Genomic DNA, 12692 nt, shown 5'->3' with positions numbered 1-12692 from the left:
AATCAATCACTATTAACTAATAATAATATGAATTGGTTACTCGAACCCTGGAATTATGAATTCATGAGACACGCGATCGCGATCGGCATTCTAGTTGGTATTCTCTGTCCAGTTGTAGGCAGTTATTTAATCGTTCAGCGTATGGCACTTCTGGGAGATGTTATCGCCCACTGTGTTTTTCCCGGACTGGTAATTTCATTTTTCTTAGGAATTGATATTCTCATTGGTGCTTTTGCATCGGGGCTTCTGGGTTCATTTTTGATCTCCTTAATTCGCGCTCAATCTCGCGTTAAAGTTGATTCAGCTATGGCGTTAACTTTCTCTACTTTTTTTGCGCTAGGAATTACGCTAATTACAGTTCTCAAGAGCAAATTAGATTTAGATAGTTTTCTCTTCGGAGATATTTTAGGCGTTACCATTCATGATATTTATCGAACAGCTATTATTGCTGCGATTATTCTTTTAGTCGTTTGGTTATTTTATAAAGAACTCCTATTTTTTACGTTTGATAAAATGGGAGCGCAAGCGATCGGTTTGCCGATTAATACGATTCATTTTTGTTTTATGGCGGCGATTACCTTGACTATTATTGCTAGCATGCAAGCAGTAGGAGTAATTCTCGTTATCTCTCTTTTAATTGGACCCGCACTGACAGCTTATTTATTAGTTAAAGAATTGCACCAGATGATGATCTTAGGCGCATTAATAGGCTCATTTGCGAGTGTGGCAGGAGTGTATATTAGTTATTACAATAATCTCCCTTCTGGAGCCGCGATCGTATTAATTTCTTCTGCGTTGTTTTTGGTTGCATTATTATTTAGTCCTTCTCAGAGAATTTTAATTCGACCTAAAGCTAAGGCTTAATCTCGCACAAAGATGCAGAGAAGCAGAGTTTGTTATTAGAGGCAGAACACAGTTTTTAAAGTTTTAATTTGTGCTTGATTAAGACCACAATTTAATTTTGAGATGGGATTTAGGCTTTTCCACTTGCTTTTACTGGCTGTAAAGATAATATCTGCTGCTTTGTCTGGATTGATAGTATCAAATCCATCTATCTTATAGGTAGATAAGTAGTTAAGACGCTCAAAAATTTCATCTCTAGATGCGCGTTTAATACTAACAGGTTCGGGAAGAGGGGGTAATTTTACTTTTTGCGGAGGAGAGAGAAAAAATACTTCTTTCAAAGCATCTAATTTTTTCCCTTGTGTTATCCCACATTTTAATTTGGTAATTTCCTTAAAACTTTGCCAGTTTTCTCGCTTAGCTTCGGCAATTTTCTGAGTAGCTATAATGGCATCTACTCCCTTTAAAGCACTATTAGGTTCTTTGATTAAGTAATTAAGTGCAGCAAGAATAGTTTCTCTAGAAGCGGTGTTTAAATTGACACGAGGCTTAGTTGCTCCTGTTAGAATTTTTGCCTGTTCTATATTTTCTGGTTTTGGATCGATTACAATACACCAAACTCTTTCTAGTCCAGCTTTTTCTGTAACTGCATAAACCAACAGATTACTGACAACTTGATATTTATATTCAGCAATTTCCTGAACAATTAAAGGAACCCAATTTCTTCCTTCTGTCTTTACTGCTTCTGCTGCCGCATTGACAATAAACTCAGGTGCTGTAAAAAATTCGTCACTTGGTTTAATGTCTTCTAAAGGCAAGTGCATAAGTTTACCAATATTATCGAAGTCACCCATTATAGAAAATACTCCTCAACTAAAGCGAGATAAGATGTATGTGCGATTTTATGCGTTAAAGCAGCAGGAATCCCAGAAAATCCAGCACTGGCTACAATAGGATATGCAGGAATAGTAAAGATTGATTTATTAAAATTACCCAAACTTGCTTTTGGATAGTAGTAAGGAAGTAAGTTTTTATTAATTCCACCGCTACTTGTTGTCAATAAAGATTGGATAAAGTTATGCGTTTTTTTCATTGAAGCAGCGGTAGGTTTATGATGATTAAAGAAAATTGGTAGAGCAATCGGTCTTCCATCTTCTTTTTTATTTTGTATCTGTGGAATGAATTGTTGAATAACTTTTTGAGAGTTTTTGAGAGAGGCAAAATTATTATGCTGCGTTGGAATTAAGATAACATCTGAAGCATAAACACAACTTTGACTAAAAAATGTCCAGTTTGTTGGACAGTCAAAAATAATATAGTCATATTCTTGCAATAAAGGTTCAATTAATCGTTTTAAGCGAGAAGATCCTCCCTGAATTTTAGCTTGCTCCCCAGGTTCCATATATTTTTCGAGTACAGAGTCAGAAGGAATTAAGTCAAAGATATTTTTTGGCGTAGGCTGATTTTTAAATCTTATTTGAAACTTTTGAATAGTATCACGAACATTAATCTTATGATCGATAAGACAATCAGATAATTTAACTTTTCCTTCTTGTTTTCTCAGAGAAGCCGTCAGATCTCCCTGTTGTGGATCGAAATCAATAACTAAAACTTTTTTGCCTAGATATGCAAGAATTGCCGCTAAATTAGCTACCGTTGTCGTTTTGCCAACTCCCCCTTTATTGTTATAAACACAAATAGATAAGGCTCTAGGAGGACAATCAATTAAATTTTTAATCTGGGAGACAATTTGAGTGATGTTGTCTTTTTTAATCAAATAGTTAGAAGTGGCGGGAACTATAACTTTTCCATGTCGTTGGAATAACTGAATATGCGTTGCATTAGTAATAATTCCCCAGCGAGCGGTTTGACATTTAGGAGAAAGTAGATATCTTTTGATTTGTTCTTTTGTCGCTTTGTATTGGGGAGTTCCGTCTGCTAAGTTAATTTGTGTTCCAGCAACCGTTCCTCGTCCCTTAACCTCAATTAGAACATAAGGATTTGTTTTTGTATTTTTAAAAATATTACCAACACTATTTTTTCTAGCTGCATAATCTACAGCCCCTTTACCTGTCGGAAACTGTGGAAACCATTCTAGTTTTGTAAATCCCAGTTCTTCTAAAAGAGGTTCTACAAAATCATTACAAATAATCGCTTCGTGTGCATCGTTTGGAATACTGTCTAAAATGTGATTCCACATCTCTTGATCTCTTGTCATTAACCCATCTTTTTCGATCTACAGTCATATAATTCCCAATAATGCTGTAGAAATAACAAAAGTCGAAAAAACTATATGCGATCGCGCTTCCATAACACCAGGCAAGTTAAAAGCTCAACTGAGGTTTTGAGTCTTCTAAATTCTATCCGCCCAGAATCCCCTAAAAACTAGAGGAAAAGTCAATCGAGCGTAATTTTAGAACCCCAACGATCTTGGGGTAAAAAAGAACGATCCATCGGAATCGAGGCGACGGGTTCGGCAAGCATGAACTCGCCTGCTTCGATCCATTGCTTTAATTCCCGGGCAACTTGCCTAGAGAGAAAAATACTGGCAAGCGGAGCAGTTCGTACTGTTTTTCCTTCGATGGTAATCTGACCGCTTTTGAGTTGGGCGTAACTAACTAAACCAAAGGTAGGACGGACGCGCCGAGGAATGGAAAAATCGACGACAGGCGCGACGATCTCCTTGTCTCGGACGGCGCAATAGCGAACGACTTCCTCGTTTAAAACGGGAAGGGGAATGCCTACGCCAAGCATCAGAGAAGGACCATAGTTTTTGAAATAGCAGCCTCGCACCCAACGAGGATTCATTTGTCTGGCATCGCCAATGAGAGCGAGAGTAGCAGCGGGTCCAATGGGCGTGCGGTTGGGTAGACGTTTTTGTAGGGGAAAATGCTGCGTTCCTTCCCAAGCAACATAACCGATCCCGCCTCCCAGAAAAATGCGCGTGCCGATACCGATTAGTTGCAAATCTGGATCGTTGAGAAGGGGAGAAATGGCACCGGGGCTTGAATAGACGGCATTGGCTAGTCTGGGTTGCAAGGGACCGAGATAAGTATATAAAAGGCGATCGCCCCCGTTGACTCCCACAATAAAATTTTGATAGAGATTGCGAGGATTATACAGATAAAATTGATTAATCGTTTTAGCGCTAATAGTGGTTTCATAAGAAGCTCTAGGATAGCAGTCTGTCACTTGTCCGATTGCTCGCAATTGAACGGTTTTACCAGCGATTAGATCTTCAATGACGTGACCGCCACCTCGTTCTGGAAGTGTTGCGCCCTGGCGAATTTCTCCATCAGCCATTTCTGAGCTACCAGTATAATCTGCCATAGCCGTTGCGCCGACATACAAATCTACCGCCCCAAATCCAGCATAAGCAGGTACGCCATCGAGCCAGCACTGGCGGATTTTGATAGGGGGATCGGTATGTCCCAGATTAATCAAAGCACCCGATGACTCCATCGGCTCAAAGGTTCCCGTACAAATGACATCTACTTCTTTAAAAGCTTGGGCAATGCCGATGTCTTGTACTCTGACTTTCAGTTCTTCTACCGTCCACGCCACCGCAGCTTGACGGCGAATTTTATCGTTAATTTCTGCGATCGTTCTCATCAGTCATTTGATTTTGGATGAAAGGATTTTGGATTGATTCCCTTATATCTCCTTCTTTCCCTTCTGCATAAAAGCCTTCTGCCTTTGGACTTTCGACTTGCGACTTCTGAGTTCCGACTTCTCCGAGTCTCTCCGTCTCTCCGTCCTCCTTATCTGTTCCTGTTTTCCATCGGTCGAGAATATCTTCAATCAAAACTTCTTTGAGCCAAACCTGACCGACAATGATTAAAGGAAAAGCCAGAAATAAACCCAAAAAGCCAAAGACAGTTGCAAAAAACAATTGTGCCAGTAGGGTAATCGCCGGGAAGAGAGAGATATGATGCTTGAGAATCAGGCGAGTTAGCACCTGAGTTTCTACTTGCTGCATGACAATGTAGAAAATCAGGACGGCAAGAGCTTTCCAGGGATCGTCTAAAAGTGCGATCGCCATGGGCGGTACGACGCTTAAGACGGGACCGATAGTGGGAATAAACGCAAACAGACCCGCGATCGTGGCTTGAGAGAGCGCTAGCGGGATTTGTAGCACTGATAATCCCACAAAACTTAACAAAGCAATGGCAAGCATATTAAAGCAAATGCCTGCCAGCCAGTCATTGAGAGCGCGATCGCAATGAATCAAAATTTCATCGACTCGCCGCCGATAAAAAGAAGGAAACAAACGAATGAATCCTTGACGATAGGGATGGGGATCGGCTAGCAGCATAAAAGTTAGCACTAGCAAAAAGACCAGGCTCAGCGGGATTCCCAAAGAACTATAGAAAAAACTCAATCCTCGTCCGGCTATTTGATTGACTAGCGGTTGCAGTTGTTGAGTTAGTTGTTCTATGGTGGGCAAAGCTCGAATGAGTTCGGGATCGAGGCGATTGCCTAATTCTTCGAGCCACGCGATCGACTCTTCGATCCCTTGAGGAACTAACTGCACTAACTGCTGGAATTCATTGACAAAAGGGGGAACGACTAACCAAAAAAATCCGATCGAAGCAGCCATTAGAAGAATACCGGAGATGGCAACGGCATAACTCCGTTTTATTCCCCATTTTTGCTGTCTTTTGACCAAAATATTTAAAGCATTGGCTAAAACGATCGCAGCAAACAGCAGCAGCAAGATCTGCCGAATTTGCCACATGATGTATAGGGCAATTCCGATTGCAACAACGCCAAGCCATTGACCGAACTTCAAGGTTTTCTCTCCCATGGACTAGCTATAGCGATTTTTGGCTTAACCTTTCGGGTGACGACTCTTTGAGCTTTACCGCGTTTCTCGCTCGCCACCCTAGTGCGACTGCAACGAGCGCGGGAAGCAGTAAAATTCCTAATAAAACGTTGGTTGGGGTAGGAGCGATTGCCAGCGCTTGACCGCCATATTTAATCGCGACAGACAACGCGATGGCAAGAATTAAGACTTTAACAATAAACCCTATCTGACTATTCATTCTACAAATACAAAATAGAGATAACTTTAAACCATTGCACGCGATCGCGTGCTAATTTCTAGTTTAGGATTAACTATAAATACTCATCATTAGCGTTTAGCCATGCCACGTACCCAACGCAACGACAATTTTATTGACAAAAGCTTTACAGTAATGGCAGATATTCTGCTGAAAATTTTGCCGGCTAATCAAAAAGCCAAAGAAGCCTTCGTTTATTACCGCGATGGAATGTCCGCTCAAGCGGACGGGGAATATGCCGAAGCTTTAGAAAACTACAACGAAGCTCTCAAGCTAGAGGAAGACCCGACCGATCGCAGCTACATTCTTTATAATATGGGTTTGATCTACGCAAGTAACGGAGAGCGCGATCGAGCGCTAGAGTATTATCATCAAGCGATCGAACTCAATCCCCGCATGCCTTCAGCATTGAACAATATTGCCGTTATTTATCACTACGAAGGCGAAAAAGCCAAAGAAGCCGGACAACCTCAAGAAGCCGAAGCATTTTTTGACAAAGCGGCTGAATATTGGAAACAGGCTATTCGCCTCGCTCCCAATAACTATATAGAAGCACAAAATTGGCTAAAGACTACAGGACGCTCCGAAATGGATGTCTATTTCTAGAAGATGAGGGATAAGCGATAAATACGACTAACTACTAACCAATAACTAATCACAAAACAATGCTCGATCGCCAACAAGTTCAAAAAATTGCTCATTTAGCTCGCCTAGAAATTACTCCTGAAGAAGAAGAGCAATTCGCAACTCAACTCAGTAGCATTTTGGAGTATTTTGAACAGCTTAGCGAGTTAGATACCAAAAATGTGCCGCCAACAACCAGAGCAATTGAAACTAGCAATATCACTCGTCCCGATGAGACGATCCCTTATCCCAATCGAGAAGTATTGCTTAAACAAGCCCCAGAAATTGAAGGAGACTTCTTTCGAGTTCCACAGATTCTCAATAGCGATGAACAATAGCAGGGGGATTTCATTTTCCCGACAAAATTTTAGCTCCAGGATTGATGTAATCTTGGAGTTTTTGTATCTTATATCAGGTTAGGTTGAATACTTATCAAAAGAGCGTTGTCTCATACCGAGCTGGTTGACTGACCAATCTTTGTCCCCTCATCCCTAAAAAATCCCTTCTCCCACAAGGGGCGAAGGGACTTCAGGCAAAAGTCTTAAGTGGAAAGTCCCTCTCCCAGAGCGGGAGAGGGGTTGGGGTGAGGGCGATTTGAGTTTTGTCACTCAACTAGCATACCGAGCATAAGGCAGTGAAGCAAAAGCTCTGGTAGATTCTTCACTTCGTTGGGAATGACAACTAATTATCCTTTCTCGCCGATTACTGCTTGGGTCCGAGTCCGACTTTGCCGGCGTAAATAGCGCGATCGCCTAATTCATCCTCAATCCGCAACAGCCGATTGTATTTCGCCACTCGTTCGCTGCGGCACAGAGAACCCGTTTTAATTTGTCCGGCACGGGTAGCAACTGCTAAATCCGCGATCGTCGTGTCTTCCGTTTCGCCGGAACGGTGGCTGATAACGCAACGATAGCCTTTGCGCGTGGCTAGTTCGATTGTTTGTAGGGTTTCCGAGAGAGAACCAATTTGGTTGAGTTTGATCAAAATGGCATTACCGACTCCCGCATCGATGCCTTTTTGCAGTCGGGTTGGGTTAGTGACGAAGAGATCGTCGCCGACTAACTGAACCCGCGATCCCAACTTCTGTGTCAGAAGCTCCCAGTTCGACCAATCTTCTTCGTGAAGTCCGTCCTCAATCGAGACGATGGGATAGGTATCGACTAATTTAGTAAGGTAATCGATGAAGTCTTGGGCAGAATGAGCGCTGCCGTCGTAGATATACCGACCGTCTTGATAGAACTCGTTGGCGGCTACGTCCATCGCCAAGGCGACTTGTTCTCCTGGCTTATAGCCAGCTTTTTCAATTGCCTCCATCAATAAATCCAATGCTTCTTGGTTAGAACCCAGGTTAGGCGCATAACCGCCTTCATCGCCCACTCCTCCAGAGAGCAATTTTTTATCCTTGAGTACCTTGCCCAGCACCGCAAACACTTCGGCGCCCCAGCGCAAGGCTTCTGCGAAAGAGTCCGCCCCCACGGGCATAATCATAAACTCCTGAAAGTCCACGTTGTTGTCTGCGTGGGCGCCGCCGTTGAGAACGTTCATCATCGGTACGGGAAGGAGATTGGCGAGAGGACCGCCTAGATAGCGGTAGAGGGGCAATTCCAACTCGGCTGCTGCGGCTTTCGCATTGGCAAGAGAAACTGCCAAGATTGCATTGGCTCCCAAGTATTTTTTGTTGGGAGAACCGTCGCGATCGATCATTTTCAGGTCAACGGATAGCTGGTCGAATGCATTCATGTCGATCAGTTCGGGAGCAATTTTTTCTTCGACGTTGCGGACGGCTTGCAGAACTCCTTTTCCGCCGTAGCGATGGGGATCGTCATCCCGCAGTTCGTGTGCCTCAAAGGTTCCGGTAGAAGCGCCGCTAGGCACTTGAGCGATCCCCAATGCTCCCGTTTCCAGGAGGACTTCTGCTTCAACCGTGGGACGACCGCGAGAATCTAAAATCTCTCTCGCCGCGATCGCCTCAATTCTGACTTCGGGTTTGTTTAACATGACTTGTATTCTCCAAAATCGACTGTTTTTTTAATTCATCTCCGGAAAGTCTAGTCTAATTGATTATTGTTTCTCTGAATCTAGACAAGATCGCAACTATCGATTGGCTTGACCGTAAGAATCACCGTCGATCGCGCCATAACTTGATATTGTTCTCCTCTAACAGGCGGCGCGGTTTTGGGATCGCAAAAATCGTCGGGTGAAGCTAAAGATGTATCGATAATTCGATGCCAGCCATCGCAGTATCCCAGCAAGGGCAATTCAAAGGTCAAGGGTTCCCAATAGGCGTTAAGCATTACGTGCAAGCGTTCGTCTGCTGCTGGGTGGCGTAGCGTAAACGCCAAGCTATGGGAATCATATCCCCAATCTGGCTGTTCCAATTTGACTCCATGCCAAACCAGATGGGGTTTATGAGTTTCGCTCGCCACTTCTAGAAGGCGTTCCTCTTGAAAGATTTTGAAAGACTGAACTAACTTGATGAGTCCCTTGACGTAGCGCAATAGATCGGTTTCTTTTGCGACGGCACTCCAGTCAAACCAACTCAATTCGTTATCTTGGCAGTAGGCGTTATTGTTACCTTTTTGCGATCGCCGCACTTCGTCTCCCATCAATAACATGGGCGTACCTTGAGAAATAAATAGGATCGTCAGCAGATTTTTTATCTGACGCAAACGCAGCGCTTGGATTTGGGGATCGTCTGTTTCTCCTTCCTGCCCACAATTCCAACTAAAGTTGTAATCAGAACCATCTCGATTGTTTTCCCCATTGGCTTCGTTGTGTTTTTCGTTATAAGAAACGAGATCGTTGAGAGTAAAGCCATCGTGACAGGTGACAAAGTTAATGCTGCGGTTGACATCGATATCCCGTCGCGGGTAGATATCGGGACTGGCGAGAATTCTTTGGGCTAACTTGTCAACCGTTCCCGAATCGCTCCTAACAAAGCGACGCACGTCGTCTCGAAAAGGTCCGTTCCACTCGGAGAACCAATCGGCAAAGCCAATAAACGTCCCGACTTGATACAATCCCGCAGCATCCCAAGCTTCCGCGATCAGTTTCGTGCCTGCTAAAACCGGATCGGATTCGATCGCCCAGAGAATTTCTCGCGTTTTCGGATAATCGCGCGGGGCAGAACCAGAGGTGTCTCTCGATAATACCGATGCCAAGTCAAAGCGAAACCCATCGACGTGCATTTCGGCAACCCAATAGCGCAAGCAGTCTAAGATTAATTCGCCAGCGATGGGGTGATTGGCTTTAAAGGTATTGCCGCAGCCGCTATAGTTGCTATATTCGGCAAGATTGTCCTCTTCTAGAATGTAGTAAATTGAGTTGTCCAAGCCGCGAAACGAGAGGGTCGGTCCCTCTTGATTGCCCTCTGCCGTATGGTTGAAGACGACATCGAGGATAACTTCGATCCCGGCGCGATGCAGCGCCTTGACCATATCCCGAAATTCATCGATGGATCCGAGGGGATCGCGACGAGAACTGTAACCCCGATGGGGCGCAAAAAAGGCAATGGTACTGTAACCCCAATAGTTGTCATGTCCCGGTGGCGCATCTTCAACGTCGAAATAATGGATGGGCAATAGCTCTACTGCCGTAATCCCCAAGTCTTTGAGATAGGGAATTTTCTCGATTAATCCCGCAAATGTCCCGCGTTTTTCTGGTGCGACACTCGAATTGGGATGGCGGGTAAAACCGCCCACGTGCATTTCGTAGATAACGGTGTTGGCATAGGGATGGCGCAGGGGACGATCGCCTTCCCAATCGTAGGTACTCGGATCGAAGACCACGCCTCGCAAGGCGCGATCGCAATTATCGCCCTTGTTAATCGCCGCTTGGCGATCGTAAATTTCCTCTCCCGCGATCGCCCGCGCGTAGGGATCGAGCAGGACTTTGTTGCCATCAAATCGATGTCCGTTTTCTGGTTCAAAAGGACCGTAAGCTCGATAGGCATAAATCTGTCCCGCGCCAATGCCTCGAACAAAAACGTGCCAGTAGTGAAAGGTTCTATTGCGTTTGGAGTCGAGTGCGATAACGCGGGCGGGTTTTGGGTCGTTGGGTTCGTCAAATAGCAATAACTCGATCCTCGTAGCATGTTTGGAAAAAATGCAAAAGTTCACCCCATCGGCATACACGGTAGCGCCTATGGGAAAACTTTTGCCGGGCAAGACATAGCCAGTCATTTCCTCTCACTAATGTATACAAGGGTTGTCCCCTAACCATCATTCTAAGGAGACTCGACCGATTTAGATTGGAGGAAAAGCTTAAATCAGATAAGGAGCAAGCCAATTGATAATTGTTCTGTCAATAGCCTCTACAATGAATTGACAGTTCTGTCCCAGGTTTGGAATATGACCAGCTTAACCCCGCCCGGATTGAAAAATAGGAATGCTTGGTTGCATCTATGGTTGCTTTTAGGGTGGCTGGCACTGGGAACTGGATTGCGCTTTTATCATCTAGAGTTCAAGCCTCCTTGGTCTGATGAATGGGCAACGATTGTTTTCAGTCTAGGTCATAGTTTTCGGACAGTTCCCCTCGATCGCGTCATTTCTGCACAAGAACTGTTGCAGCCGCTACAAGTCACTGGAACGACTCAGCCGGGAGATGTTATCGATCGCTTGATGGCGGAAAGTACCCATCCGCCTCTCTACTTCGTACTAACCCATCTGTGGCTGAAGCTTTTTTCTAGTGAAGGCAGTTTAGTTTCTCTGTGGGCGGCGCGATCGCCGAGCGCTCTATTCGGGGTTGTTTCGATTCCTGCCGCGTTCGGTTTGGGGTGGCTGGCGTTTCGTTCGCTGTTAGTCGCTCAGTTGGCTGCGGCTTTGATGGCTGTTTCTCCTTTCGGGATCTATTTAGCGCAAGAATCTCGTCACTATACCATTTCTATTCTATGGATTATTGCCTCGCTTGTCTGCTTTATCGTTGCCGTGCGACACGTTCGAGATCGCATTCCTTTACCGATATGGATTGTCTTGGTTTGGGTGGCAGTCAACAGTTTGGGGATTGCTACCCATTATTTTTTTGCTTTGACCTTGATGGCTCAGATGCTAGTTCTAATAGGAGTTTGGCTGGCAGATTTAAAAATGGAAGCGATTAAAAAGTCTGGTTGGGCGGCGTTATTTCCTTCCTATTGGCTGAGGATTTACGCTGCTGTGGCGGGGACGGCGATAGGAGGCGCTGTTTGGCTGTCGGCTTGGCGCACCATCCCTGAAGATAAGCTGGTCGATTGGATTTATCGGGGCGAACATTTAGGGATAGCTTTTCTCGAACCAATCGGGCGACTTCTGCTGTGGATAATCACGATGCTTTTTCTGCTTCCTGTAGAGGGAACGCCTCGCCCGGTCACTATAACGTCGGCTGTTGTTATCTTGTTGTTTCTCTGCTGGTTGATGCCAGCGATCGTTCGCTACTTACGAGCGCCAATCCAGGGGCATTCAAGTCGTTTGGAGATGAGGATTTTCGAGGGATTTATCGTCGGCGCGATCGCGTTAATTTTGCTCGTCACCTACACCCTGGGCACGGATTTATCGTTGGCTGCTCGCTACCAATTTATCTATTTTCCTGCGGTTATCTTGTTGATGGCAGCCGTACTTGCCCAAATTTGGCAACAATCTCCGAAGAAGCGGCTTGCTTTTAAGCTTCCTCGCTATTTTCCCGCGCAAGGCAAAGGTGCTGTTGTCGCCGTCTTGCTGATGAGTTTATTGGGCGGGCTGACGGTTGTTGGCGATTTTGGTTTTCAGAAACCCGATCGCCCCGATCTCGTCGTTACTACCATGCTCGAAGCACATCGACTCGTCTCTCCAGATACGCCCATCTTCATCGCCAACCTTCACAAAACCCACGAACAAACAGGAGAAATCATGGGATTGGCTTGGGAGTTTGAGAGAATGAAGAAGCAGATGGCGCGATTGTCGCCAAATTCGATTGTCTATTCCCCTCAATTTCTTTTAGCCCACCAAGCAAACGAAGATATCCCAACGGCATCTCAAACGCTTCATAAAGTTCTACCGCAACTTGCCCGCCCTTTTCAATTGTGGCTGGTTAATTTTCCGACTTCTCAAGAAGCATTAGAAGCCCGTAACTGCGCTCGAAATCTTAATTTTAAACGTAAGGTTTATGGCTATCACTATAGTCTTTATTACTGTCAATAGTCATTGGCACAAA

11 protein-coding genes are annotated in these 12692 nt (G+C 44.7%); 4 read left to right on the top strand and 7 right to left on the bottom strand.

What is annotated here, in order from left to right; all coding sequences use genetic code 11:
* Nucleotides 1-27: 27 nt before the first annotated feature.
* Nucleotides 28-864: a metal ABC transporter permease gene (locus tag PLE7327_RS03385; protein ID WP_015142458.1), complete on the top strand. Its 837-nt coding sequence runs from the start codon at nt 28-30 to the stop codon at nt 862-864.
* 35 nt (nt 865-899) lie between these two features.
* Here PLE7327_RS03385 and PLE7327_RS03380 read toward each other — a convergent pair whose 3' ends face one another.
* The 5 genes from PLE7327_RS03380 to PLE7327_RS03360 form a co-directional block, all read right to left on the bottom strand.
* Nucleotides 900-1697, bottom strand: coding sequence for a hypothetical protein (locus PLE7327_RS03380; RefSeq protein ID WP_015142457.1), 798 nt, complete (start codon nt 1695-1697; stop codon nt 900-902).
* Nucleotides 1697-3061, bottom strand: coding sequence for an AAA family ATPase (locus PLE7327_RS03375; RefSeq protein WP_015142456.1), 1365 nt, complete (start codon nt 3059-3061; stop codon nt 1697-1699). Before PLE7327_RS03375 ends, PLE7327_RS03380 begins: the two co-directional genes overlap by 1 nt.
* A gap of 179 nt (nt 3062-3240) precedes the next feature.
* Nucleotides 3241-4455: a homocysteine biosynthesis protein gene (locus PLE7327_RS03370; protein WP_015142455.1), complete on the bottom strand. Its 1215-nt coding sequence runs from the start codon at nt 4453-4455 to the stop codon at nt 3241-3243.
* Nucleotides 4433-5650 carry an AI-2E family transporter gene (locus tag PLE7327_RS03365; protein ID WP_015142454.1) on the bottom strand — a complete coding sequence of 406 codons (1218 nt, stop codon included), beginning with the start codon at nt 5648-5650 and terminating at the stop codon, nt 4433-4435. Before PLE7327_RS03365 ends, PLE7327_RS03370 begins: the two co-directional genes overlap by 23 nt.
* 7 nt (nt 5651-5657) lie before the next feature.
* Complete coding sequence (locus PLE7327_RS03360; RefSeq protein ID WP_015142453.1) at nt 5658-5888, bottom strand: hypothetical protein; 231 nt, start codon at nt 5886-5888, stop codon at nt 5658-5660.
* Between the two features lie 102 nt (nt 5889-5990).
* On the opposite strand from PLE7327_RS03360, the gene PLE7327_RS03355 reads away from it, so the two are divergent.
* Nucleotides 5991-6512: a photosystem I assembly protein Ycf3 gene (locus tag PLE7327_RS03355; protein WP_015142452.1), complete on the top strand. Its 522-nt coding sequence runs from the start codon at nt 5991-5993 to the stop codon at nt 6510-6512.
* Between the two features lie 59 nt (nt 6513-6571).
* A complete protein-coding gene (gene gatC, locus PLE7327_RS03350; protein WP_015142451.1) occupies nt 6572-6868 on the top strand; it encodes an Asp-tRNA(Asn)/Glu-tRNA(Gln) amidotransferase subunit GatC in 297 nt (98 codons plus the stop codon).
* Between the two features lie 364 nt (nt 6869-7232).
* On the opposite strand, the gene eno is transcribed toward gatC, so the two are convergent.
* Together eno and glgX are read right to left on the bottom strand one after the other, a co-directional pair.
* Entirely contained in the window at nt 7233-8528 is a 1296-nt protein-coding gene (eno, locus tag PLE7327_RS03345) for a phosphopyruvate hydratase (RefSeq protein WP_015142450.1), read from the bottom strand.
* An 80-nt stretch (nt 8529-8608) separates the two neighbouring features.
* On the bottom strand, nt 8609-10711 hold the full coding sequence (gene glgX / locus PLE7327_RS03340) for a glycogen debranching protein GlgX (protein ID WP_015142449.1): 2103 nt from the start codon (nt 10709-10711) through the stop codon (nt 8609-8611).
* A 168-nt stretch (nt 10712-10879) separates the two neighbouring features.
* Between glgX and PLE7327_RS03335 the strand changes: the two genes are divergently transcribed.
* Nucleotides 10880-12679 carry a glycosyltransferase family 39 protein gene (locus tag PLE7327_RS03335; RefSeq protein WP_015142448.1) on the top strand — a complete coding sequence of 600 codons (1800 nt, stop codon included), beginning with the start codon at nt 10880-10882 and terminating at the stop codon, nt 12677-12679.
* Nucleotides 12680-12692: the final 13 nt, after the last annotated feature.

It is taken from the genome of Pleurocapsa sp. PCC 7327 (assembly GCF_000317025.1).
Classification (GTDB): Bacteria; Cyanobacteriota; Cyanobacteriia; order Cyanobacteriales; family Microcystaceae; genus Hydrococcus.
The sequence above is the reverse complement of the archived record's forward strand: the minus strand, read 5'-3'. Positions and strand labels throughout refer to the sequence as shown.

Excerpts from the sequence above, each read along its gene's own strand:
- PLE7327_RS03370 (WP_015142455.1), bottom strand. The coding sequence starts at position 4,455 with ATGAGAACGATCGCAGAAATTAACGATAAAATTCGCCGTCAAGCTGCG.
- PLE7327_RS03355 (WP_015142452.1), top strand. The coding sequence starts at position 5,991 with ATGCCACGTACCCAACGCAACGACAATTTTATTGACAAAAGCTTTACA.
- eno (WP_015142450.1), bottom strand. The coding sequence starts at position 8,528 with ATGTTAAACAAACCCGAAGTCAGAATTGAGGCGATCGCGGCGAGAGAG.
- PLE7327_RS03380 (WP_015142457.1), bottom strand. The coding sequence starts at position 1,697 with ATGGGTGACTTCGATAATATTGGTAAACTTATGCACTTGCCTTTAGAA.
- gatC (WP_015142451.1), top strand. The coding sequence starts at position 6,572 with ATGCTCGATCGCCAACAAGTTCAAAAAATTGCTCATTTAGCTCGCCTA.
- glgX (WP_015142449.1), bottom strand. The coding sequence starts at position 10,711 with ATGACTGGCTATGTCTTGCCCGGCAAAAGTTTTCCCATAGGCGCTACC.
- PLE7327_RS03335 (WP_015142448.1), top strand. The coding sequence starts at position 10,880 with ATGACCAGCTTAACCCCGCCCGGATTGAAAAATAGGAATGCTTGGTTG.
- PLE7327_RS03375 (WP_015142456.1), bottom strand. The coding sequence starts at position 3,061 with ATGACAAGAGATCAAGAGATGTGGAATCACATTTTAGACAGTATTCCA.
- PLE7327_RS03385 (WP_015142458.1), top strand. The coding sequence starts at position 28 with ATGAATTGGTTACTCGAACCCTGGAATTATGAATTCATGAGACACGCG.
- PLE7327_RS03365 (WP_015142454.1), bottom strand. The coding sequence starts at position 5,650 with ATGGGAGAGAAAACCTTGAAGTTCGGTCAATGGCTTGGCGTTGTTGCA.
- PLE7327_RS03360 (WP_015142453.1), bottom strand. The coding sequence starts at position 5,888 with ATGAATAGTCAGATAGGGTTTATTGTTAAAGTCTTAATTCTTGCCATC.